Below are 22,881 nucleotides of genomic sequence, written 5' to 3'. Positions count from 1 at the left end.
CCCCCCCCCCCCCCCCCCCCCCCCCCCCCCCCCCCCCCCCCCCCCCCCCCCCCCCCCCCCCCCCCCCCCCCCCCCCCCCCCCCCCCCCCCCCCACACCATCGTCGGGTCAAGCGGTGGCACGGAACGGGGCGGGGACAGGCGTGAGCGGTACGGGTGATGTGAGATTCGAGTGCGGGAAGGTGGCTCTGGTACGGGCCGCGGCCCTCCCACTGCCCTCGGACGATCCCCCGGCCTCCGAGTCCCGGCCGTCCGGTGAGGTCGCGGACGAAGAAGCCCGGCTGCGCGGTCAGATTGCGCAACTCGCCGCCGAACCACGGCTCATGACGGCGGTGAGCCTGGCCAGCGGGAGCCTGGCGGACGAGGTGGAACGCGCCGTCGCCGGGAAACCGCTCCGGCTCAAGTCGCTGCGCCGTATCGCGCTGTCGCTGACGAAGTACCGCTCACGGATGTCCCACCGCCCGACCCCGTTCGGCTTGTTCGCCGGGGTCGGTCTCGCCGGATTCGGCCCGGCACCCGCCCGGGAACCGCTCGGTGGCGGACGCACCGTGACCCGGCCGGACGCGGCCTGGCTGGACGGCGTACTGGAGTCGCTGCGCGATGTCCCCGCCGTACTGGAGCGCTCGCGGCTCACGGCCAACAACCTGCACACCGTCCGGGACGGCCGGCTAGTGCTCGTCGACCACCACGACCCCACCGGGCAACGCCAGTTGGCGGGGTCGGTGCGCCACACCCGGGTGGTCCGGCACCTCTTGGCGGCCGCGACGCGGCCCACGCCGTTTCCCCGGCTGGTGGAAGAGGGCCGGCGAGCGTTCCCGCACGCGCCCGAAGGCGCGGTCGAGGGCAGCATCACCCAGCTCGTGCGCGGCCACTTCCTGCTGACCGACCTGACACCGCCGCCCGACTGCACCGCCCCCCTCGGCCACATACGCGATCGGCTGCACGGGGTCGACCACCCCATCGCGCATGAACTGTGCGCGATCCACGGCGAGTTGGCATCCCTGGACACCTCGCCGCCGAACGACCGGCGGGCCCGGCTGACCGCGGTCTCCGCACGGATGCGGGCGCTGGAGCCGGCGTCCGACGTGCTCCAGACCGACCTGTCCCTGGAGCTACAGCTGACCCTGCCGCCGGAAGTGGCCCGGGAAGCGGAACAGGCCGCGACGGTGCTGTGGCGGACCTCCCCCGTACACCACGGCACTCCGCATCTGCGCGACTACCACCTGGCCTTCCTCGAAAAGTACGGCACCGACCGTGCGGTGCCGGTCCTGGAACTGCTCGACGAAGCCCGCGGGTTGGGGCTGCCCGGCGCCTACCGGCAGCCCGGGGCCGGGCCCTCCCCCGAGTCCGGGGAGCGCGACCGGGTCCTCGGCGAGCTGTTGATGGACGCGGCGCGGCGCGGCGTACGGGAAGTGGTGCTGGACGAGGAGACCGTGCGCGCCCTGGAACCGGCGGAGCGCCGGCCGGCCCCGCTGAGCATGGAGGTGGGCGCCGAGCTGGTGGCACCGGACTGGGCGGCCCTGTGCGCCGGGGACTTTCATCTGGTGCTCGCGCCGCAGGCGGTGTCGCCGCTGGCGGGGGCGATGTTCAGCCGATTCGCGCCGGTATTCGGCCCCTCGGGCACGCGGGTTCAGGAGCTGGCGCTGCACGCGGAGCAGAGCGCACCGGACGGCGAGATCCCGGCCTGTCTCGCCTACCGGCCCAGGGTGGCGCGTTCCGCCAATGTCTCCGCCGTACCGCAGTGGCTCTCCCATCGCATCCCCTTGGGTGTCGGCCCCGCCGCAGCGGAGACGGCGCACGATCTGCGCCTGGAGAACCTCGCGGTCCACGCGGACCGGGACGGCCTCCGGCTCGTCGACGGCACGACCGGCCGCAGGGTGCGCCCGCTGTCGTACTCGATGCTCAACCCGGCCAACGGCCATCTTCCGTACGTGGCCCGGTTCCTGCTGGAGCTCGGGCAGGAGGGCCGGTCCTTCTGCGCGCCGTGGAGCTGGGGACGCTGGGCCTCGGCTCCCGCGCTGCCGCGGGTGCGCCACGGCCGGACCGTGCTCTCCCCGGCGCGCTGGCTGCCGGACCGGGCGCTGCGCGCGGCGGCCGGCCAAGGGGATGAGGAGTGGGGAGAGCAGGTCGGGCAGTGGCGGCAGCGCTGGGATGTGCCTCGACGGGTGCTGCTCGCCAGGGCCGATCACCGGGTCGCGGTCGACCTCGACGACCCGCTGGATCTCCCGGTGTTGCGGGACGAGGTGCGGCGGGCGGCCGGTCTGACGCTGGTGGAGCAGTGCGGAGGCCGGGCGGAACGGCAGTGGTTCGGGAGCGCTGAGGGCCCTCATGCCGCCGAGTTCGTCTTTCCCGTCTTCGCCCGGCCCGCGGGCCGGGGAGCCGCGCCCGGCACCCGGCAGGCCCGCCCTGCCGCGGCGCCGGTCCCGCTCCCGCTGGACGACCCGGACGGCGGCCGCGGCGCGCGCACCCATCTGCCCGGCGGCGAGTGGCTCTACGCGAAGCTCTATGTGCCCCCGGCCCGCCAGCCGGAGGTGCTGGCCCGTCATCTCGGCGCGCTGACCGACCCCGAGCTGCTGCGCAGAGCGGGCGCCGACCGCTGGTTCTTCCTCCGCTACGAGGACCCGGCACCGCACATCCGGCTGCGCTTCCACGGCACGCCGGAGTCCCTGTGGCCGGTGCTGCTGCCCGCGCTGCACTCCTGGGCGCGGGAGCGGACGGCGGCGGGGCTGCTCGGGTCGGTGGGCCTGGACACCTACGAGCCCGAGGTCGAGCGGTACGGCGGACCGGCCGCCCTCGGGCACGCCGAGCGCGTCTTCCACGCCGACAGCGAGTCCGTCGTCACGCTGCTGGCCATGGCCCCCGACCAGCTGGGCGATCCCGCGCTGCCGGCCGCGCTGGGCATCCTCGACATCCTCACCCGTCTCGGCTCCCCGGAGGAGGCGCTCGACTGGCTCAGCACCCCGTCGGTGCTGGAGCGCCGGGGAGAGGTCCCGCGGTCCCGGAAACAGGAGGTCGCCGCGCTGCTGGACGCGCACGCCCGGCCCCGGCCGCCGGCCGCGGCGGACGGTTGGGGCGTGGGGTGGAGCACCCGCGGCCCGGCGCTGGCCGGTCTGCGCGAGGTGCTGTCCGCCGCTGCGACGGACCGCGACCGGACGGCACGCATCGCGCTGAGCCTGGCCCATATGCACTGCAACCGGCTGCTCGGCCCACGTCCCGAGCTGGAACGGACGGCGCAGGTGACGGCCCGTGAGGCGCTGGCGTGGTGGCTCGGACGGCGGAACAGCCGATGACCGCGCCCCTCGCACTGTGCGATGCCGCCTCGGACCTCGCGTACCGCGTCGCCGATCTGCTGAGCTCGCCGAAGCAGGTGGCCGGTACGGCGCACCAGGCGCTCGCCGCGCTGCCGCCGGAACTGTCGCAGCCCGCCTGGCAGCCCGCGTCACTGCTGATGGGGCACCCGGGCATCGCGCTGCTGCACACCAGGTGCGCCCGGAGCGACGCCCGGTATGCGGCGATCGGGCACGCCCATCTCGCGGCGGCCGTCGCGGCAACCACCGACGCCGGTCCGGCTACGGTCGGCGATCTGCTGCTGCCGGCACGGCTGCACGCCGACGCGCACGGCGGCTACACGCGGCTGCTGGCGCGCTGCGCCGAGGTGCACGCCACCTACGTGCGGGCCCATGTCGCCCGGCTGGAGGCCCGGCGGCAGGCGGCCGGTCCGGGGCTGGCGGCCGACGACTACGACGTGATCTCGGGCCTGGCGGGCGAGGGCCGTGGCCTCCTGCTGGCGGCCGACCACGGCGACGAGCGGTGCGCGCAGGCACTCCACGACGTCCTCACCTATCTGGTCCGGATGACGCATCCCGTGCGGCCCCCGGAGGCCGGCGGAAGCCAGGTGCCGGGGTGGTGGTGCGCCCCCGACCGCTACCTCCTCCCCCGGGACCGCGAGGAGTACCCGAAGGGCGACCTCAACGTCGGTGTCGCGCACGGGATTTGCGGGCCGCTGGCCCTGATGTCGCTGGCGCACCGGTCCGGACACCGGGTGCCGGGGATGGCGGACGCCCTCCGCCGGATGGCCGACTGGGTGGTCAGCGTGGGGGACACGGACGACCTGGGCATGCGGTGGCCCGGTCGCGTCGCCCCTGCGGAGGCCGCCGGAGAGCCTGCCCACCCGTCCCAGGAACTCCGGCCGCTACGGGAGACTGGGGCGAGGAGCCGGCCGGGGTGGTGTTACGGGACAGCCGGGATCGCCTGGTCGCTGTATCTGGCCGGACGGGCACTCGATGACCGTCGGCTGACGGCCTTGGCGCAGGACGCGGTCGGTGGCCTGGTGCGCCGCCCGCTCGATGCCGCGGTGTCCACCGCCCCGGGCTTCTGCCATGGCCGTGCGGGCGTCCTGCACACCGTCAGCCGGATGGCCGTCGCCACGGGACGCACGGAGTGGTGGGCGAGGGCGGACGCTCTGGCCCGGGAGCTCATGGCGGAGTGCGATCCCCGAACCCCCTTTGGCTACCGTCAGGTGGTGCCACCCGCCCCCGGGTCGGGCTCCGCACCGCACCGGGTGCACCACCCCGGGCTGCTGGACGGCGCCGCCGGGATCGCCCTCGTCCTGGCCGATTACGCCGACGCCCGCCGGGGAGTCGCCATGGCTGAGGTGAACGGCTGGGACGCGGCGTTCCTGATGGGGTGACGGGCCGCTCGTCGCGCGAGGGGGCGGCTGGGGTGACGGACCGCTCGTCGTGCGAGGGGGCGGCTGGGGTGACGGACCGCTCGTCGTGCGGGCGGCGGCTGGGGGGTCGGCCGGTGACATGGCACGGCCCGGGTGCCCGGGCTGGTTCAGAATCCTGCGGGTGTCGGCCGGATCTCGAAGCCCGTCAGCCCCTCCGGCTCCTCTTCCCGTACGGAGACCGCGTCGACGGTGGCCAGGGGCGGACCCTGGTGCGCCCAGTCCACGAGCTGCTGCACGCGCTCCGGCTCGCCCTCGTACACGGCCTCCACCGTCCCGTCCGGGAGGTTCCGCACCCAGCCGGCCACCCCCAGCCCGTCGGCCGTGCGCCGGCAGGTGTCGCGGAAGAACACACCGTGCACGTCTCCGGAGACCACCACCCGTCTGCGGATCATCCGTGTCTCACCTCGTCACCTCGTTCGCCCGGCCCGGCCGTCCGAGCGCAGATATATCCCGGCCCCACGGTCACCGGACGGCGCCACGCCCGGACGGCGCACGGCTCACGGTGCGGCCGAGGGCCGTGGCGGCACGGGCGAAGGTGGCGGCATCGCGCACGGCCGCACCGCCCGGATCGTTGTTGAAGTAGGTGTAGACGTCGGCCCGGTCCGGCCAGGTGTCGGCGATCCGCCGGGCCCAGGTGGTGAGCGCCTGCCTGCCGTAGCGCGGCCAGGGTTCCGCGCGGCCCTCGTGGAAGCGCAGATACCCCCAGTCGGTGGTCCGCCACAGGGGCGTCACGGGCCGGGAACCCCGGTCCGCCCAGCACAGCGCGGCGCCCCGCCGCTCCAGCACCGTACGGACCTCCGCGGTCCACCACGACGGGTGGCGGGGCTCGACGGCGACCCGGGTACCGGCAGGAAAGCAGCTGAGGCAGTCGTCCAGCAGGCCGGCGTCCGCCTTCAGTGTGGGCGGCAGCTGGAGCAGCACGGGCCCGAGCCGGGGGCCGAGGGCGGCGGCTCGCGACATCAGCCGCCCGACCGGTTCCTGCGGCTCGCGCAGCCGCTTGATGTGGGTCAGATAGCGGCTTGCCTTCACGGCCATCACGAACCCGTCGGGGGTCCGGTCCCGCCAGTCCGCGAAGGTCTTCTCCTCCGGCAGCCGGTAGAAGGCGGCGTTGCTCTCGACGGTGGCGAAGTGCCGCGCGTACTCCTCCAGCCACAGTCGCTGCGGCCGGTCCTGCGGGTAGAGGACCTCGCGCCAGTCCTTGTACTGCCAGCCGGAGGTTCCGACGAGGACGGTCATATCCGCATGCCTGCCCGGTCCGGGGCGCGGCATATCAGCCACCGGCCATGAGTCACCGGGCATCAGGCACCGGGCATCAGAGACCGGGCATTTCGCGGGCCTCCTGTCCCGGGGCGGGTCCGCACGGCAACGAGGCGCCCGGCGGCACCCAGCGGTAACACCCGCCCGCCTCCTCGTCGAGCCAGCCGTTGACGCTGTGCAGGCCCCGCTCGTTGATCTGCGCGTCATGGATGCCGTAGGCCCGCTCCGGCTTGACCGCCCGGACGAAGTCGATGGCCTCGGACGTACGCAGCCACGACGCCTGCACGGGCACGAACAGCGTCTCCACCGGCCTGCCGGGCGCATGGAGCGAGTCGCCGGGGTGGTAGACGCGCTCGTCGATCAGATAGCCGAGGTTGGCGCAGTCCGGGAGGTCACCGTAGATCCGGGCATGCCGGCCGCCGTGCGCGGTGATGTGGAAGCCCGCCGCGCTGAACTCCTCGTCCGGTTCCACCTCGATGACGTCCAGGAGGCCGCCGAAGTCCGCGCCCCTGGGTGCGTAAACCGGCGCGCCGAGCCCTTTGAGCCGCAGCACATCGGCATGGTCGGCATGGTCGTGCGTCACCAGGATCGCGTCGGCACCGTGCAGCGCCCGCGCCTCGCTCCAGATACCGGGGTCGATGACCAGTGTCCCGCCCCCCGGGCGCGCCAACCGGACACAGGAGTGGGTGTACTTGGTGAGGCGCATCCTGGGGAGAGTACGCGGCCGGGGTACGGACGTCGACCCTCCGCAGCGGCCGTGCGGCAGGGGTCCAAGGCATCGCCGGGCGACCGGAGTTGACCTGGATGGGACTCCTTTTACATCATCCTGTCCGCCACATTGACGCTCCGGTAGGCGACCTGTCGCGGTGTCAGGGTGAGCGTGAGCCGGTGCCTGGCGGGGGCCGACACCTTCCCCGTGCCGGCGTCCGTCACCACCCAGGTGCGGACACCCGATCGTGCCCGGGGGTCACGCTCCAGCTCGACGGTGAATTCCAGCTCGATCGGTCCCATGTCGAACTGGAGGTCACCGCCGTCGAACGATTCGGTGGCCGCGCGCAGATCATCGCGTACGGCCTGCACCGCTTCGGTGAGGTCAATCCGGTTCAAGTCCATGCTCCGCTGCTCTCTGTGTGGCTGTGCGACGTGGTCGGCGGGTTCAACACGACTGATCTCCACATGCGCCGGGATGCCGACCAGTCCCGAGGTGGCCGAGTACGCATCGGCCTCCGCCGCCAGGTGATAGGCGGACAGCGCTTCGCCCGCGACCTCCCCGGTCTCCCCCTCTCCTCCCGCCAGTACGGCGTGCAACTGCTGGGCCCGGCTCCGCTCCGCCGCCAGCGCCGTCTTGCCCCCTGCCGAGAGCTGGTCATACATCGCGAGGGACTCTTCCAGGGGGACCAGGGCCTGCTCCCACTCGGCGCCGGAGGCCAGCAGGGTGGCGAGGTTGTGCAGACCACGGGCCAGCTCCGGCGCCACGCTCGGGTCGTCCTCGTACAGCTGCCGGTAGCCGGTGATGGCGAGGTGCGAGGCGCCGACGGCCTCCGCCGTGCGGCCCGACGAGCCGAGGATCAGGGCGAGGCATTCCAGCGCGTTGCAGCGCAGCCGCAGCGCGGGCGGCCGGAGAGGCGCCGGCAGGACGTCGCTGAGCGCGATGCACTCCTGGAGCACATCGACCGCCTCCTCGGCCGCCCCGAGCTCGGCCAGACAGAGCCCCAGCTGAAGCAGGGCGTGCGCCAGCCCGGTGCCGACGGAGTGGTAGCGGTCGAGGAGTGCCCGGTGAATCCCCACCGCTTCCTGCGCGATGAGGAGGGCTTCCTCTCCTTCACCGGTGGCCCGCAGCCGCTGACAGGCAGTCAGGAGCCGGTCCGCGAGCGGTGGGCCATAGGTCCGGAAGTCTTCCTCCGCCTGTACGCGGAGCCGGTCGAGCTCCCCGCTCCGCTTCCTATCCGGCGTGCTCATCGTCACCCCCCATTGCCATGGCTTGTTGCAGCAGCGTCAGCGCCAGCGCGGAATCGAAGATGTCCGCACTGCCCACCGGGGTGTGCCAGCTCATGAGTTTGGCCGGCCCGTCGCCCGGCGCGACCGCCGCCGCGGCCACGGCCTCGTCCGCCGCCGTCGGCGGGCGGACGACCGCGGGCTCCGGCACCGCAACGGGAACAGGAACAGGTACGGGAACAGGAACGGGATCGACGGCCGGCAGGCTCTTCACCAGCGCCAGCCGGCGGGCCCCTCCCATCGAGGCGATCAACGGCGCATGCCGCAGCTCCGCGGACACCATCGCCGCCTTCGTCCCGTCGAACACCGTTTCCAGATCACGCACTTCACCGGCCCTCGTGGCGGCCTTCAGTGTGGTGAGGAAGTGCCCCGTGAAGGCCGTGTGGTCCGCCCCGTCCGAGTCCTGGGACGGCTGGTTGGGGCCGCTGGAAGCGATGACGCAGACACCGTCGGCATGGTCGTCGGGCAGCTCCTCGTCGAGGGGGATCTCGACCTCGGGTGCGCTGAGGCACAGATCGCCCGCACCGCTCAGCAGTCCCGTGGCGACCCCGCTGAAGCAGCAGTCCAGGACGATGATCCGGATCGCGGCCGGGGAGCTCCGGACCAGCCGGCGGACCGTCTTGTACGCGAGCCCCGTGGTTTCGATCGAATCAGGACTCGACGACTGGGAGGCCAGATAGAGGTCGCCTTCGACTTTCCAGCCATGGCCGACGTAGTAGAGCAGCAGTACGTCGGTGGCGGACTCGGCCGCCCGCTTGATGGCGACCCGCATCCCCTCGCCCGTCCGCGGGTTGGAGACCATGCGGCACTTCTCGCGGGGAAAGCCTCCGCCGTCGGACGGTGCGAGCACACTGCGCAGCCCCGCCAGATTGTGGATCGCGGCCGGCACCTCGGGAAACTCGTGATCCTGGTACTCCGACACCCCGATCAGCAAGGCATACGAAGCGTCGAACCGCGGCAATCGTGCCAATGCTTCACTCTTCGTCGAGCTGCCGGATGACGCGGGCGATCTCCTCGGCGTCCGTCCCGCTCACCGTCACGGTCCGGCCGTTCCGCTCGAAACTCATGGCCAGCTGCGGGGCGTTCAGCTTCTTCCACTGGGCGACGGTGTAGCCCAGGGACCCCGCGCTGAATCCGGAGCTGACGACCAGCTGCACCAGATCGAGCACGAATCCCAGTTCACCCTCGACCGGCGCGGCACCGACCAGCCGCACCTCGGCGTGCCGCCGGGCGTCCGGTTCGTCGAGCAGCCATTGATGGAGGCTCGCGGCCAACTCCCCTGCGGCGTCGGCACCTTCACACCGAATCGTGATCTGCACAGCGCGCCTCCGGTCCGCGAGCGAATGTGGTCCGAGCATAGAGCCCGGACGTGCGCCCGTACGGCACTTTGCCCACTCCAGCGCCTCACCCCAGCGGGTGCGCCTCCGCCGCGTCCACGGGTGGCTCGCCCCCCGCTTCGTTGAAGGCCGTGAGTGCCTCGATGAGCGAGGCCCGCTGCGCGGGGGCGAGGCGTTCGACGATGGCGCTGATCTCGGCGCGGCGACGGGCGGTGACCTCCTCGACCGTGCGCCGCCCCTCGTCGGTGAGCTGGAGCAAGGTCTCGCGCCGGTTGTCGGGGTTGGCCTGACGGAGCGCCAGCCCTGCCGTGATGAGCCGGTCCACCATGCGCATCGCGGTCGACGGGGCGACCTGGAGGAGCTCGGCGAGGGTCACGAGCTTGGTGGCGCCTCGGGTGGAGAGCACCACCAGCATCCGCAACTGCGGCAGCGTCACCCGCTCCTCCACCTCGCCGAGTGACCGCGCGGACACCGCGACCAGCAGCCTCGACGCCGTGAGCACCGCTTGGGTCACCGCATCCACATCATCCATGCCCCTCGTGGGGGCCATGCGCTCCGCCATCTCCCCTTTTTACCGCCCGGAAACTTTCGGCGCCGTCAAGGGACGCCGGCAGCCGCGCGAGGAGCAGCCCGGGCCCTGGGCCCCCGTGCGCACGAGGGGCGGCATGCTAGCTCATCGTCACCGGCCGCCCGGGGGTTTTGCGCATCGTCGCTGAATCGAATTCTTTGCCCAATGCAAACGTTAGCGTGGCCGTGCCCCAGCAGCCCCATGGGCGACAGCGCTCCGGCAACCCTCGCGCGCAATCAGGAGGCACGATGAAATCTCATGCACGAAAAGCCCAGCCCACCGCGAGCCGTGGCCGCCTGATAGCCGCCGCGGTCGCTCTTGTCGCGGTCATCGCGAGCGTATCCGTGTGGCTCGCGCAGAGAAACAGCTCCGCCGACGAGTCACACTCGGCCCATCTGCCCGCCGCGAACGCGGCCCCGGCCGGGCCGCAGGGCGGCAATGCGGGCCCCCTCAGCGCTCTGGACAAGACCTTCCTCACCAAGGTCCGGCAGGCCGGGCTGTGGGAGATGCCGGCGGGCCGGCTCGCCCAGACGCACGCATCGAGCGAAGCCATCAAGCGCGCCGGAATGCACCTGCTGGAGGGGCACAGCAAACTCGACCAGCTGGCCCGTGAGGACTCCGAGGCACTGAGCGTGCCCATCCCCGACGAGGCCAGCGCCGAACAACAGGGCTGGGTCGACCAGTTGAAGGACGCCCGGGGCAAGGCGTTCGACCAGCTCTTCGTGGACCTGCTGCGCGCTTCGCACGGCAAGATCTTCATCACCATCGGCGAGGTGCGCGCCACCACCAAGAACACCCTGATCCGGCGACTGGCCACGCAGACCAACAACACCGTCCAGGACCACATGGACGTACTGGAGGACACCGGCCTGGTCACCGACGCGACCCTCGACGACGTCGCCTCGACCATCCCCAAGTGACCCTCCGCCGACGGGACATGGGCGCGGACCGGGAGGCCGCGCGCCCGCCGGGGGAGGTCAGTCGCCCCAGATCTTGCGGTACGCCTGGCGGTAGCCCTCGGAGTCCCAGGACAGTGCGCCGCCGCTGTTGGTAGCCGTGGCGATGTGGACGGGGGCGACGTACCCGCTGTCCGGGGCGCCGGTGAAGGCGCGGTTGAACTCGTCGACGATCTGCCAGCCCTGTTCGGAGAGCGGCTCGGGCACGGTGGCGGCCTGGAACTCCTTGCCGTTGACGCGCTGGAAGGCCGACGGATCGCCGTCACCGGCACCGATGTTGTACGGGGCGCCGGCGCCGTCCTTGCCCGCGGCGCGCAGCGCGGGCGCGGCATGCTGGAAGTACAGGTCGTTGATGGCGGCGGAGTAGGTCCACTTGCGGCCGAACCGGGACAGCAGGGAGCGGACTTCCTTGAGGGACCGGCGGTTGACCTCGGGAATGGGCATGTTGGTGTAGCTCAGCAGCTTGGTGCCGGAGCAGGTGGCGAGTTCCTTCTTGATCAGATCGGACTTGCGCTTCGCGAACGGAACCGTGGCGTCGGTGAACAGGACGACGCCCGCGCGCCCGTTGGACCGGGCGATGATCCAGTCGGCGCTGATCTTCGCGACATCCTCGACCCGGGAGGTGACGTTGCTGAAGAGCTTCGGATCCTTGCTGGGGCCGGGGGCCGGGGCGGCGTGCCAGCCGATCAGCGGAATTCCCGCAGAATTCGCCTTCTTGACCTCTGCCGGGGCGGTCCCGGGGTCAAAACCACTGATGACGATGCCGTCCGGCTTGAGGCGGAGCGCCTGCTTGAAGGCGGCCCGCAGGCCCTCGGGCGTGCCCTGGCCGTTGAGGGTGCGGGCGTGCCATCCGACGATCTTGGCGGCTTCCTGGACACCTTGGGCGACGCCGGCGACGCCGGGATTGGTCAGGGTCTGGGCTATGTAGACCACGGACTTGCCGTGCACGGCCTTGGGCCCGGTGGTGGGGCCCCGCCAGGGGGCATTGACCGCTTCGGCCTTCTTGACCGCCTGCTTGGCCTTCGCCAGGACGGTGGGGCATCCGGGCTCGGCGGAGGAGTCCCGGTGGGAGGCGGTGGCGCCGGCGCCGGGTTCACAGCCGGCGGAGGTGGCCATGACCAGGAGGGCGGCGGCGGTCACGACCGCCTTGCGGGTGGGGTGCACGGGTCTCCTCGCAGGGCGGGATGAGGATACGGGTTCGGGTGGGGGGAGACAGGTTACGGGTGGCGGTGCTCGGCACAGCAGCCGCCTTCGGGAACGTACGGCGCATCCCTGCGGCACACGTCCCCGGTGCGGAACGAGCCGCTCCGCGCGCCCCGCTCCCCGCGAAATCCGGCCAATCGGCCCATCCGCAGGCGCTGCGCTCCACAGAGGAGGCAACGGGCCAAACATGACAAAGAATTGAATACCACCTGGCCATTGGTCGTCGTGTGTTGCATGCCCGTGCACAAGCGGTAGTGTTCACGGCCGGTCGGGCATGTGGCGCAATCTTTTCGTTCGCCTTCGGAACGAGATCCGCAAGCGTCACCTTCCCCCCGTCGTCGGCGGTCGGCAACAACAACACCTCGGTCACCGCTCAGGAGAACGTCGTAAGGAGGCCTGGGTGTCTGTGGACACAGTGGACCCGTCACACGAACCGGACCGGTCCCGGCGTTCACCGATGAGGCCGTGGTTCCGTCCGCAGACGAGCGCGCTCCTGGACCGCTGGCCGTTCCGGCGGAAGCTCAATGTGCTGGTGATCGCCCCGGTCGCGGTCGTCGGCGTACTGCTGGGCATCGGCGTCACCACGCAGATGGACAAGGCCCTGGACGCCGACCGGACCGCGGAGCTGGTGCGGGACAGCGAGCAGGTCACCAAGCTGATCAACGACATCCAGGCCGAACACCGGCAGGCGCTGCTGCTGTCCGTGGAACAGGAGTCGGCCCGGCCCGGTGCCGCCCTGCCGTCCACCGCCGCCTACCGCCGGGCGCAGCAGGCGACCGATGAACAGGTCACCGCCGTCCAGTCCGCGTTCGGACCGGACCTGCCCAAGGACGAGGCGCAGGCCCTCACCTACATCCGGGGCCTCGCGGTGCTGCGCGACAAGGCCGAGCGGGGCTCGGTCCCGGCGGCCGGCATCGACCCCGCGTACGCCGCCGCGGTCGGCTACCTGATCGACGGCATCGGCCTGGACCGCTTCATCGGCTCCTCGTCGTCCTCGGTCACCCACCTTCTCGACACGGTGCTGCGCGCCGACGCCGCCCATGCGGCCTTCGAGAGCGGGGTGTTCTCCGCCCAGACCCGGGACGCCAACGCGCTCACCGAGTACACCCGCGCGGTCGGCGCCCACAAGCTCTACGAAGAACAGACGGAACGCTTCGGCCGGATCGCCCGGCCGGACCAGGTGCTGCGTCTGGGCGGGATCGAGCGCGATGCCGAGGAGAACGGCATCGAGGCCCAGTTCGCAGAGCTCCAGATCGACCCCGGCTCCCTCCAGGGCCAGAGCCCGCAGCAGCTGCGCAAGGCGATGGCCGCCGGCACCCGGCAGGCCGAAGCCCGTCTCGACATCACCCGGTCACTGATCGAGCAGATCGCCGACGAGGCCGACACCCTCTCCGTGAGCGCCCTGCGCAACGCACTGGCGATGCTCGGCCTCGCGCTGCTCGGCTTCACCTTCTGGCTCACCTTCTCCGTGCTGGTCCGGCGCTCGGTGGTCCGTCCCCTGACGGCCCTGACCGGCGCCGCCGAGCAGGTCGTCGACGTGGCCGGCGAGGAACTCGCCAGGATCGAGGACGACGAGTCGCCGGAGCGCGCCCCGCTGCGGCCGCGGCCGATCCCCGTACCGGTCCGTGACGAGATCGGCCACCTGGCCGAGGCGTTCAACCAGGTGCAGGTCACCGCCGCGGCGCTGCTGGAGCGGCAGGTGCTCAGCCGCCGCAACGTCGCCGAGATGTTCGGCAACGTCGGACGCCGGGTCAGCAACCTCACCTCACGCCAGCTGATGCTGATCGACGCCGTGGAACGCGAGGAGACCGACCCCGACGTCCTGGAGCGGATGTACCGCATCGACCACATCGCCGTACGCCTCCAGCGCAACGCCGACAGTCTGATGCTGCTCGCCGGAATCCGGGACCCCGAGGTGGAGGCCCGGCCGACCACGCTGGTCAACGTCATCCGGGCGGGGCTCGGCCAGATCGAGGGCTACCAGCGGGTGTCCCTGCGGTCCGAGACCGAGGTCACCGTCGGACCCGACATCGTCGACGACCTCACGCTGCTGCTCGCCGAACTTCTGGAGAACGCGGTCTCGTTCTCCCCGTCCGCCACCCCCGTCGAGGTGGTCGTCCGGCCCGGCACCGACATCACCGCGGACGGCGGTGCCCTGATCGAGATCATCGACCACGGCCTCGGCATGAGCGCGGAACGGCTCGACGAGGAGAACTCCCGGCTGATCCGCCGGGAGCGGCTCGACCTCGTACCGACCAAGGTCCTCGGCCTGTTCGTGGTCGGCAGCCTGGCCCGCCGCTCGGGCATCCGGGTCACCCTGAGCCGCACCCCGGGCGGCGGCGTCACCAGCACCGTCTGGCTGCCTGCCGCGCTGCTGCTGACCGTCCAGCCCGTCGGCACCCCGTCGCCGGCAGCGGAGGTGACCGGGGACCGGGCCGCATCGGCGCCCCCGGCGGCCCCCGAGCCCGAGACCACCGCCCCCGAGCCGGCCCCGGCCACTCCCCTGCCGGTGCGGGCCCCCGACGCCCGGCCCGAAGCTGGTTCCACCGACCCGTCGCAGCAAGGCGAGCTCCCCCGGCGCCTCCCGCGGCGTACGGACGAGGACCGGTCCGGCTCCGCGTCCGGGCCACGGTCGGCGGACTCCCCCCGCCCGCTGCGACGGCGGGTACGGGGCGCGACGCTCACCATGACCGCCCCGCCGCCCGACCGAGCGGCCCAGGACGTACGCACACCGGTCGACGCCGACGCGGTCCGTTCGGAACTCGACGAATTCGAAGCCGCCGTACAACGGGCGGAGCAGGAGACCGCTTCGCCCCCGGGGGATTCGTCCCCCTCGCCACACCAGCAAACCCGGAAGGAGTCGGGCAGTGAACACGCCGACAGGTAAGAGCGGTTCCGAGCGTGCGGAACCCATGGATCTGACCGCTGCGGCGGCCGACTTCACCTGGCTGCTCGACCGGTTCGCCACCCAGACCGCCGGTGTCGTCGACGCCATCGCGGTGTCCTCCGACGGACTGCTGATCGCGGTCTCCCAACTGCGTGAGCAGGCCGACTCCGAGCGGCTCGCGGCCATCGTGTCGGGTGTCACGAGTCTGGCCGCCGGCGCGTCCGGCAACTACGGCCTGGGCGGCCTCAACAAGGTCATCATCGACTTGGAGGGCGGCCATGTCCTGGTGTCGGCCATCGGCTGCGGTGCCGTCCTCGGCGTGGTGACCTCGAAGGAGGCGAAGCTGGGCAACATCGCCTACGAGATGACCCTCTTCGCCAACCGGGCCGGGAGCGCGCTCACCCCCCAGCTGGTGCTGGAGCTCAAGAAGAACGCCGGCGCCACACCGGCCCGCTGACCGTTCCACTCCGCGGAGGCGGGATACAGGTGCCGAGAAGAGGATCATGATGGCCGCCGGTGAACCAGAACCGGACGAGGATGCGGGTCCCCCCGGCTCAAGTGCTGCCGAGAGCCCGGGGGACGGCAGCGCGCCGGGCCCGTCGGAGCCGGCCGGCCGGGCTCCCGCGATCCGGCCGTTCCTGCTGACCGCCGGCCGGGTGGCGGGGGGCGGCACCGGCCCACCGCTCCCGGTCGAGACGCAGGTCGTGGCGACCTCGTCCGGGCTCTCCGCCCTGGGGTCGCTCGCCTTCGAACAACACGACATCGTGGCCGCCTGCCGACGGCCGCAGTCGGTGGCGGAACTGGCCGCGCGGCTGCACCTCCACCTGAACGTGGTCCGAGTGCTGGCGGAGGACCTGCGCGCCGCCGGACATCTGGCGGTCCACGTCCCGGACACCGGCACAACCCAGGACATTTCCGTACTGCGAAGGGTGATTGATGGTCTCCGTGCCGTCCCCGACTCACGGGGCACACTCCGTGACAGCGGTTGAACAGCCGCCGGTACCGGTCAAGCTGGTCATCGCCGGTGGCTTCGGCGTCGGCAAGACCACGGCCGTCGGCGCGATCTCCGAGATCCGGCCGCTGACCACGGAGGCCGCCATCACCGAGGTGGCGGCCGGTGTGGACGATCTCACCCACACCCCCGGCAAGACCACCACCACGGTCGCCATGGACTTCGGCTGCATCACCATCGACCCGACGCTGAAGCTCTATCTGTTCGGCACGCCGGGCCAGGACCGCTTCGGGTTCATGTGGGACGACGTGGTCGAGGGCGCGCTCGGCGGTCTGGTGATCGTGGACACCCGCCGCCTGGACGACTGTTACGCCGCGGTCGACTACTTCGAGCACAAGGGCATCCCGTTCGCCGTCGCGGTCAACGCGTTCGACGGCGAAGTCCACCACGACCTCGATGAGGTGCGCTGGGCGCTGGACGTCTCCGACCATGTCCCGCTGGTCGTCTTCGACGCCCGCAACACGGGCTCGGTCCGCGACGCCCTGCTGGTCGTACTCGAAGTCGCCCTGTCCCGCGCGGAAAACACCATGGCGGGCTGACCCCTCCCAGCCTCCTTGGCAAAGGCACGTCGATCCCCGGCCCCGTCCACCCACCCCACGCCCCGTAACTACAGGTAAGTGATCAGTTTCACTCGGTACGGGACCCTGCTCGCAGACCATGCCGCCCTCCCGGCTGTCATGATCCCTACCGATGCGGATTCTGTTGATTCCGCACACACCGAAATGACAACGAAATCAGGGGTGTTGGCGTGAAATTAGGGTGGTCGTGGCGGGCTGTGCGACAGCGGACGGGCACCGGCGCGGGCCCCGCCCCGAGCGGGCCGGGGGTGGTCCCCCGGGCCCCTCGCTCACGGGCGGCGAGGCGTTTCGCAGCGGTCGGCGCGGTCGCCGTGCTCCTCGGCCAGCTCCTCGGCGGGCACCCCGCCGTGGCACAGGCCGGTGCCCTGCCGGGATCGGCGTTCCCCCTCGTCCTCGACGTGGACCTGACGCCGAATCCGGTGTGCAGCGGCGACGTGCACGGCCGGGTACAGCTCTACGACCCCGCCGCGGCGAAGGCCGGAGCGACCGTGGAGTGGCGGGTACGCGCGGGTGCGAAGCAGCTGGCCGGCGGGCGTCTCACCATGAACGCCAGGGTCGGCACGGCGAAGTTCGACATCCCCTTCGACCGGGTGCCGGCAACCGAGACCGCCTTGCAGATCGACGCCCGTACCGCCGCCTCCTCCGAGGACGAAGAGCCCGGCCGCTACGGCAAGGTCTGGCGGGACACCATCCGCCGGGGATGCGACCCGGTGCGGGTGGCCTCCGTCGGTGACTCCGTGGTCTGGGGGCAGGGCCTGGACCACGACCAGAAGTTCCCCTATTTGACCGGTCAGCTGCTCGGCCGGGAGACCGGGCGGGGCCATCAGCAGCTGGACTACTCGATCTCCGGCGCGGTGCTCGACGCACCCGGGCTGCCCGCGGGCAACAAGGACGCGGCCTGTCTGCGCACCACGGAGAAGCAGGACCCGGACGGCGATGGGGAGATGGAGTTCGGCGAGGTCACCCAGCAGATGCCGGATGTCTTCTGCCAGTTGGAAAAGGCGGGGGCGCAGGCACGGGCGGGCGGCTACGGCCTCGATCTGGTCGTGATCAACGGGTGCATCAACGACCTCGACCCCTTCTTCGGCATCGGCGTCGGTATCACCCCCGGCTCGGAGAACCTGCCCGAGGCGGTGAAGCGCGAGTGCTCCGGCGTCGGCGCGGCCCCGGAGAACCCGGCGAAGGACGTGCCCTACTTCAGCGGCGCGAAGGTCGGCTACGGCGGACGCGGCATGCAGGCGGCCATCGAGAAGGCCCACTCCCTGCCGGGGCACCCGAAGGTGCTCGTGGCCGACTTCTACTACGCGCTGAGCCGCAGCAGCTCCCCGATCCCGCTGAAGCGCTGCTCGGCCCCGGGAATCACCGCGTCGCGGCTGCTCTCCTGCAAGGGCGCCCTCGGCCGCGTGTCCGAGCGCTACGAGCAGTACACCCAACTGGCCAACGCGGCCTACCGTCAGGCCGCGACCGCCGCCAACAAGGCGTCCTCGGACGGCCCGTACGCGACGGCGGCCGACGGACTCTTCACCGTCGACAATGCCGTACTCACCCCGGACTCCAAGGTCTGGAACACCCCGGTGACCGACCCGGCGTTCCCGCTGCGCACGCGGGCCTGCCCCGAGCTCAGCGCCACTCCGGCGCAGTGTCTGAGCGCGGCCGTCGGCCACCCCGACATCGCGGGCGCCCAGCAGTACGCCGCATCCTTCCTCCTCAACCCGAGCCTGCGCGAGTGGTTCCACCTCCCCCGGCAGGGCCCCCGGGCCGAGCTGAAGGTCCCCGAGCACGCGCACGTCGGCAGTGAGGTTCCCCTGTCGGTGACGGTGGACGGCAAGACGCCCGCCACCGGAAACCGCTACCACTGGTACTTCGGCGACGGCACCCAGCGGGAGACGGACGAGGCCACCGTCACCCACGCCTACGACCACCAGGGGCCCTGGCTCCCACGCCTCGTCATCACCGACCAGCAGGGCAAAAAGGTCCTGGTCGAGACCCCACGGGCGCTCGCCACCGACTGACGCACCACGGGGTCCGACACCTCACGAACGGACCCGCCACAAAGGGAAAACACCGTCCACGGGGCGGCTCGCAGACGCGGGCCGCCCCGTGGCGCATGCACCACGTCCGCTCCGTGGTCTCCGTCGTCGCGAAGACGCTCCCGGCTCTGGCGCGAGCGGGCGGAGAACGATGAGGTGGGATTCCACGTCGAACAGTCGGACGAGGCCGCGCGCCCGGCACCGCCCCGTGGTGGCACGGGGGTGGTCCGGACAGCAGCGCGCGAACGGGAGGAGTGCGGGCATGGAGTTGGAGCTTCGGCACCTGAGAGTGCTGTGTGCGATCGCCGACGCCGGGAGTGTGGGCCGGGCCGCCTCGGACCTGGGGTACTCGCAACCGGCCATGAGTACCCAACTCCGGCGAATCGAGGCGCACTTCGGCCATCCGCTGTTCGTGCGGAACACCTCGGGGGTGGAACTGACGCGGTACGGCAGCGAGGTCCTGGCACAGGCCCGTGACGTGCTGGCCCGCGCGGCGGCGATCGGCCGCCGGCCCGCCCCGGACGGCACGGCATCCGGCCGCCGTCCGCTCCGCCTGGCCGCGACCAACTCGCCGGTCCTGGCCGGCATGCTCATCCGGCTCCGCAACCAGCTGCCCGAGCTGACTCTCACCGTGAGCAGCGTCTATCCCTCCTCGGAGATCGTCGAACTCCTGGAACGCGGCGAGGTGGACGCCGCGATCGCCGCGGACTACCCCGGACGGGAACTACGGCACGCGGCGACCGTGACACACCGCGGAATCGTCACCGAACCGTCCTTCGTCGCCCTGCCGGCCGGCCACCGGCTCCGGCACTCTCCCGAGGTGACGCTCGCCGACCTGGCCGACGACGCGTGGTTTCTGACCCCGGACGACGGGGCCGGCTGGCCGGGAGTGTTCTACGCGGCGTGCCGGGCGGCCGGATTCACCCCGGCGGCGGTCCACGAATTCCTCGGCGACCAGCAGCAGTTGCAGAACATGATCGCCGAAGGCATCGGCGTCTCCATCGTGCAGGCCACGCTCCGGCCGATCCCCGATGTCCTCGTCAAACCGCTGGTCGGCACTCCCCTGTGGTGCCGCTATGTGCTGGCCTGGCGCCGCGAAAGCGTTGCCGACGAGGTGGCCGACACCCTCTTCGGCTCCGCCGCCGCGGCCTACCGGGCACTCATCGCCCAGTCGCCGCACTTCCGCACCTGGGCCTCCCGAACCTGGAGCGTGGCCAGACCGTAGGGTTTGCCGCCCGAACCAACGATCAACAGACAGTCATAGAGCCGCAGTTGGCGGTGCACTGGCCCTCAAGCCCTCCCTCCGGATGTTATGACGGACCCACCGCAGGTGCTATGTCACACCTTATTGTCGCGGCCCCTGTGCGCTGAGAAAGTGCCACTCACGCCTCAGCTCGATCCCGAGGCGCATCTGTCCACGAAGGAGCATGGATGCGCTACCGCTTCCCCCTGCCCAGATGTGCGGCCGGCGGCCTGGCGGCCTGCCTCGCCACGGCCGGTCTGCTGGCCTCACCGGCACTGGCCGCACCACACTCGCCGACCGCCGACCACCCCGTCCCCGCGTCCCGGTCCGCCTCCCACCCCGTCCCACCGACCGGCCCGACCGTCGGCGCGAACGAGAGGTCCGCGCTTCAGGAACGGCCGCGCGGCGCCGCCCAACTGCCCCCGCTCAGCGCGAAGAGTCCCCCCACTTCTTCGACTGCGGCGGGTCACCGGAAGGGCGCGGAGCACGGCGCCGCGGCGGCGTGCAGCCCGTCCGACTTCGGCAGCCGGACCGGCCCCGAACTGGTCACCTTCATCGAGGGCTCGACCACGGACTGCGTCAACACCCTGTTCAGCGTCACCGGCAAGGACGCGCACGATGTCTTCCGCGAGGACCAGATGGTCACCGTGGCCAACGCCTTCCAGGGCGGGGCGACGACGTATCCGGGGAACAACTCGGAGCATGTGTGGCAGCTCGTGCTGTTTCTGCGTGCGGGCTATTACGTGCAGTCCAACCACCCGGACGACGTCGGCGACTACGGCCCGACCCTGGCGACGGCCTCCCGCGGCGGCCTGGACGCGTTCTTCGCCAACTCGCACACCAAGGAGGTCACTTCGGACAACGGCGACGTCCTGGGCGAGGTCATCATCCTCTCGGACAGCGCCAATGAGCAGGCCCGCTACCTGACCACCTACAAGCAGGTGCTGAGCGGGTACAACAGCTCCTATAACGACATCCCCAGCATGCTGGCCGCCGTCAACGACGTCTACACCCCGCTCTGGCGCGGGAACTGGAACCCCGACTATGTCAAGGCGGTCACGGCCGATCCGAGCATCATCGACACCCTCAGCACCTTCGCGCTCGACCACCTGGACATGCTGGACACCGACAACTCCTATCTCGACTCCAACGCCGGGATGAACGTCGCCCGGTACGTCGAGCACGCGGCCCTCCAGGAGAAGGTCCGGCCGCTCATGAAGGGCCTGCTGGACGCCTCGAAGATCTCCGGTCCGACCGCGCCCCTGTGGGTCACCGTCGCTTCCCAGGCCGACGCCTACGACAAGGCCAACTGCTCGTACTTCGGCGTCTGCGACCTGTCCGGCCAGCTGAGCAAGGCGGCCCTGCCGACCACCCACAACTGCGACGCGACCCACACCGTCAAAGCGCAGTCCCTCACCCCCGAGGAACTCGACGCCACCTGCGCCAGCGTCCTGGCCCAGGGCCCGTACGTCCAGAACCTGGTGAAGAACAACGGTCCGATCCCCGGCCAGTATGAATCGACCATCGACCTCGTCGTGTTCGGCAGCCGCAAGGACTACCAGACCTATGCCGGGGCCATCTTCGGCGTCGACACCAACAACGGCGGCATCACCATGATCGGGGACCCCACCAAACCCGACAACAAGCCCATGTCGATCATGTACCAGAGGAGCGACGACAACGGCTTCCCGGCCCGGATCTGGAACCTCAACCACGAGTACACGCACTACCTCGACGCCCGTGACGACATGAAGGGCGACTTCGGCCAGCAGACGTCGGTCCCGGACATCTGGTGGATCGAGGGCCTCGGCGAGTACATCTCGTACAGCTACCGCAAAATCACCAACACCGAAGCGGTCGCCGAGGCCGGCAAACACACCTACAAGCTGAGCACGCTCTTCCAGAGCACCTACGACAACAGCGACGTGACCCGCACCTACCCCTGGGGCTACCTCGCGGTCCGCTACATGTTCGAGAAGCACCCCCAGGACATCGCCACCATGCTGGAGCACTTCCGCACCGGCGACTACGCGGGAGGCTACGCCGTCTACAACACCGACATCGGCACCCGCTACGACGCCGACTTCGACTCCTGGCTCACCACCTGCGCCTCGGGCGCCTGCACCGTCAAGCCGTCGGCGAAAGCCGCACCTTCAGCACCACGGTCCCTGACCTGACCGACCATCAGAGCGAGAGCTCGGCCCCGGGTGCTTACCGGCCCCGGGGCCGAGGCAAGACCGAAACCGGCTCGCGTCCACACGCCTTCCGTGCACCCCGGCGCCCCTACTGCCACCCGGCCTGCCCACTGCCCACTGCCCACTGCCCACTGCCCCGACCAGCCTGCCCTGCCACCGCGGTCACGCCCCATTGGTCCGCTCCGCGAGTGCCTCACGGACGCCGGCACGCTCGCGGCAGGAGGCGAGGGTCCGGGGATGGTCGGGGCCATGGAAGCTGCTCTGGTCGGCGATCACCTCGTCCAGGACGCGGAGTCCCTCCTCAAGGTGGCCGTCCAACGACAGGAATCTGCCGAGCTGATGACGGGTGCTCAGTGTGCGTGAGTGCAGTCCGAGGACCCGTTGCTGATCCACCAAAACGGCACGGAGCAGCTCAACGGCTTCCGCGGCACGGCCGGTCCGGCCGGTCAGCACGGCCTCCTCGTAACGGCTGCTCAGGGCCCAGGGGTGGGCGGTGCCCAATGCCTCGACGAGGGCGACGTGTACGCGGCGGGTCAGCGCGAGGGCTTCCGCGGAGCGGCCCGCGCGCCCCAGAGCCCGGGCGAGATCCTGCCGGGTGAGCCACACCTCCAGGTGCTGGGGACCGAGCGCCTCCTCCATGACCGGCAGCACCTCATGGAACTGGTGGACCGCGGCCTCGTGGTCACCGGCTTCGCTCGCGAACCGGGCCCGCCCGCTCCGGGCGGCGAGGGTCTGTTCATGCCGGGGCCCCAGCAACCGCGTCCGGTCGCCGACCACCCGTAACAGCACGTCGACCGCCTGACCGGGATGGCCCGCCTCCGCCAGATAACGGGCGATGTCATGCCAGGTGTTCAAGGTGAGGTGATGGTCGTCTCCCCATGCGGCGCGACGCT

General features: G+C 71.3%; 19 protein-coding genes. 10 read left to right on the top strand and 9 right to left on the bottom strand.

Going from position 1 to position 22,881, the window contains the following annotated elements; translation table 11 throughout:
* Positions 1 to 180: 180 nt before the first annotated feature.
* Both ACZ4XD_RS21475 and ACZ4XD_RS21470 read left to right on the top strand, forming a co-directional pair.
* Positions 181 to 3,288, top strand: coding sequence for a lantibiotic dehydratase (locus ACZ4XD_RS21475; protein WP_468044302.1), 3,108 nt, complete (start codon positions 181 to 183; stop codon positions 3,286 to 3,288).
* Entirely contained in the window at positions 3,285 to 4,688 is a 1,404-nt protein-coding gene (locus tag ACZ4XD_RS21470; protein ID WP_468044300.1) for a lanthionine synthetase C family protein, read from the top strand. Before ACZ4XD_RS21475 ends, ACZ4XD_RS21470 begins: the two co-directional genes overlap by 4 nt.
* Before the next feature lie 146 nt (positions 4,689 to 4,834).
* Here ACZ4XD_RS21470 and ACZ4XD_RS21465 read toward each other — a convergent pair whose 3' ends face one another.
* The 7 genes from ACZ4XD_RS21465 to ACZ4XD_RS21435 all read right to left on the bottom strand — a co-directional run bounded on the left by ACZ4XD_RS21465 (position 4,835) and on the right by ACZ4XD_RS21435 (position 9,878).
* Positions 4,835 to 5,119, bottom strand: coding sequence for an acylphosphatase (locus ACZ4XD_RS21465; RefSeq protein WP_468044298.1), 285 nt, complete (start codon positions 5,117 to 5,119; stop codon positions 4,835 to 4,837).
* Positions 5,120 to 5,189: 70 nt separating this feature from the next.
* Entirely contained in the window at positions 5,190 to 5,963 is a 774-nt protein-coding gene (locus ACZ4XD_RS21460; protein WP_468044296.1) for a DUF72 domain-containing protein, read from the bottom strand.
* A gap of 76 nt (positions 5,964 to 6,039) precedes the next feature.
* Positions 6,040 to 6,690: an MBL fold metallo-hydrolase gene (locus tag ACZ4XD_RS21455; RefSeq protein WP_468044294.1), complete on the bottom strand. Its 651-nt coding sequence runs from the start codon at positions 6,688 to 6,690 to the stop codon at positions 6,040 to 6,042.
* A gap of 110 nt (positions 6,691 to 6,800) precedes the next feature.
* Positions 6,801 to 7,943 (bottom strand): trypco2 family protein, encoded by a 1,143-nt coding sequence (locus tag ACZ4XD_RS21450; protein ID WP_468044292.1) that lies wholly within the window; start codon positions 7,941 to 7,943, stop codon positions 6,801 to 6,803.
* Complete coding sequence (locus ACZ4XD_RS21445) at positions 7,927 to 8,949, bottom strand: caspase family protein (protein WP_468044289.1); 1,023 nt, start codon at positions 8,947 to 8,949, stop codon at positions 7,927 to 7,929. The genes ACZ4XD_RS21450 and ACZ4XD_RS21445 overlap by 17 nt, the downstream gene beginning before the upstream one ends.
* Before the next feature lie 4 nt (positions 8,950 to 8,953).
* The gene (locus ACZ4XD_RS21440) at positions 8,954 to 9,298 is read right to left on the bottom strand and encodes an effector-associated constant component EACC1 (protein ID WP_468044285.1); all 345 of its coding nucleotides are present in this window, start codon (positions 9,296 to 9,298) and stop codon (positions 8,954 to 8,956) included.
* Positions 9,299 to 9,383: 85 nt separating this feature from the next.
* Positions 9,384 to 9,878: a MarR family winged helix-turn-helix transcriptional regulator gene (locus ACZ4XD_RS21435; protein ID WP_386684605.1), complete on the bottom strand. Its 495-nt coding sequence runs from the start codon at positions 9,876 to 9,878 to the stop codon at positions 9,384 to 9,386.
* A gap of 254 nt (positions 9,879 to 10,132) precedes the next feature.
* Between ACZ4XD_RS21435 and ACZ4XD_RS21430 the strand changes: the two genes are divergently transcribed.
* A complete protein-coding gene (locus ACZ4XD_RS21430; protein ID WP_468044283.1) occupies positions 10,133 to 10,804 on the top strand; it encodes a DUF4142 domain-containing protein in 672 nt (223 codons plus the stop codon).
* A 57-nt stretch (positions 10,805 to 10,861) separates the two neighbouring features.
* Here ACZ4XD_RS21430 and ACZ4XD_RS21425 read toward each other — a convergent pair whose 3' ends face one another.
* Positions 10,862 to 12,004, bottom strand: a complete 1,143-nt coding sequence (locus tag ACZ4XD_RS21425) for a substrate-binding domain-containing protein (RefSeq protein ID WP_468044281.1) — start codon at positions 12,002 to 12,004, stop codon at positions 10,862 to 10,864.
* 571 nt (positions 12,005 to 12,575) lie between these two features.
* Here ACZ4XD_RS21425 and ACZ4XD_RS21420 point away from each other — a divergent pair.
* From ACZ4XD_RS21420 to ACZ4XD_RS21390, 7 genes are all read left to right on the top strand, one after another.
* Positions 12,576 to 14,930, top strand: a complete 2,355-nt coding sequence (locus ACZ4XD_RS21420) for a sensor histidine kinase (protein WP_468044321.1) — start codon at positions 12,576 to 12,578, stop codon at positions 14,928 to 14,930.
* Positions 14,931 to 14,955: 25 nt separating this feature from the next.
* Positions 14,956 to 15,387, top strand: a complete 432-nt coding sequence (locus ACZ4XD_RS21415) for a roadblock/LC7 domain-containing protein (RefSeq protein ID WP_006601854.1) — start codon at positions 14,956 to 14,958, stop codon at positions 15,385 to 15,387.
* A 49-nt stretch (positions 15,388 to 15,436) separates the two neighbouring features.
* Positions 15,437 to 15,919 carry a DUF742 domain-containing protein gene (locus ACZ4XD_RS21410; protein ID WP_468044318.1) on the top strand — a complete coding sequence of 161 codons (483 nt, stop codon included), beginning with the start codon at positions 15,437 to 15,439 and terminating at the stop codon, positions 15,917 to 15,919.
* A complete protein-coding gene (locus ACZ4XD_RS21405) occupies positions 15,867 to 16,481 on the top strand; it encodes a GTP-binding protein (protein WP_468044279.1) in 615 nt (204 codons plus the stop codon). The genes ACZ4XD_RS21410 and ACZ4XD_RS21405 overlap by 53 nt, the downstream gene beginning before the upstream one ends.
* A gap of 350 nt (positions 16,482 to 16,831) precedes the next feature.
* Entirely contained in the window at positions 16,832 to 18,532 is a 1,701-nt protein-coding gene (locus ACZ4XD_RS21400) for a PKD domain-containing protein (RefSeq protein WP_468044277.1), read from the top strand.
* Between the two features lie 280 nt (positions 18,533 to 18,812).
* Positions 18,813 to 19,775, top strand: coding sequence for a LysR family transcriptional regulator (locus tag ACZ4XD_RS21395; protein ID WP_468044275.1), 963 nt, complete (start codon positions 18,813 to 18,815; stop codon positions 19,773 to 19,775).
* 206 nt (positions 19,776 to 19,981) lie between these two features.
* Positions 19,982 to 21,970, top strand: coding sequence for a collagenase (locus ACZ4XD_RS21390; protein WP_468044273.1), 1,989 nt, complete (start codon positions 19,982 to 19,984; stop codon positions 21,968 to 21,970).
* Between the two features lie 180 nt (positions 21,971 to 22,150).
* Here the strand turns inward: ACZ4XD_RS21390 and ACZ4XD_RS21385 are convergent, their stop codons facing one another.
* Positions 22,151 to 22,843: a tetratricopeptide repeat protein gene (locus tag ACZ4XD_RS21385; RefSeq protein WP_468044271.1), complete on the bottom strand. Its 693-nt coding sequence runs from the start codon at positions 22,841 to 22,843 to the stop codon at positions 22,151 to 22,153.
* Positions 22,844 to 22,881: the final 38 nt, after the last annotated feature.

This window comes from Streptomyces sp. NPDC029466, from assembly GCF_055574515.1.
The sequence above is the reverse complement of the archived record's forward strand: the minus strand, read 5'-3'. Positions and strand labels throughout refer to the sequence as shown.

Excerpts from the sequence above, each read along its gene's own strand:
- ACZ4XD_RS21465 (WP_468044298.1), bottom strand. The coding sequence starts at position 5,119 with ATGATCCGCAGACGGGTGGTGGTCTCCGGAGACGTGCACGGTGTGTTC.
- ACZ4XD_RS21410 (WP_468044318.1), top strand. The coding sequence starts at position 15,437 with ATGGCCGCCGGTGAACCAGAACCGGACGAGGATGCGGGTCCCCCCGGC.
- ACZ4XD_RS21430 (WP_468044283.1), top strand. The coding sequence starts at position 10,133 with ATGAAATCTCATGCACGAAAAGCCCAGCCCACCGCGAGCCGTGGCCGC.
- ACZ4XD_RS21415 (WP_006601854.1), top strand. The coding sequence starts at position 14,956 with ATGGATCTGACCGCTGCGGCGGCCGACTTCACCTGGCTGCTCGACCGG.
- ACZ4XD_RS21435 (WP_386684605.1), bottom strand. The coding sequence starts at position 9,878 with ATGGCGGAGCGCATGGCCCCCACGAGGGGCATGGATGATGTGGATGCG.
- ACZ4XD_RS21405 (WP_468044279.1), top strand. The coding sequence starts at position 15,867 with ATGGTCTCCGTGCCGTCCCCGACTCACGGGGCACACTCCGTGACAGCG.
- ACZ4XD_RS21455 (WP_468044294.1), bottom strand. The coding sequence starts at position 6,690 with ATGCGCCTCACCAAGTACACCCACTCCTGTGTCCGGTTGGCGCGCCCG.
- ACZ4XD_RS21390 (WP_468044273.1), top strand. The coding sequence starts at position 19,982 with ATGCGCTACCGCTTCCCCCTGCCCAGATGTGCGGCCGGCGGCCTGGCG.
- ACZ4XD_RS21470 (WP_468044300.1), top strand. The coding sequence starts at position 3,285 with ATGACCGCGCCCCTCGCACTGTGCGATGCCGCCTCGGACCTCGCGTAC.
- ACZ4XD_RS21395 (WP_468044275.1), top strand. The coding sequence starts at position 18,813 with ATGGAGTTGGAGCTTCGGCACCTGAGAGTGCTGTGTGCGATCGCCGAC.
- ACZ4XD_RS21450 (WP_468044292.1), bottom strand. The coding sequence starts at position 7,943 with ATGAGCACGCCGGATAGGAAGCGGAGCGGGGAGCTCGACCGGCTCCGC.
- ACZ4XD_RS21460 (WP_468044296.1), bottom strand. The coding sequence starts at position 5,963 with ATGACCGTCCTCGTCGGAACCTCCGGCTGGCAGTACAAGGACTGGCGC.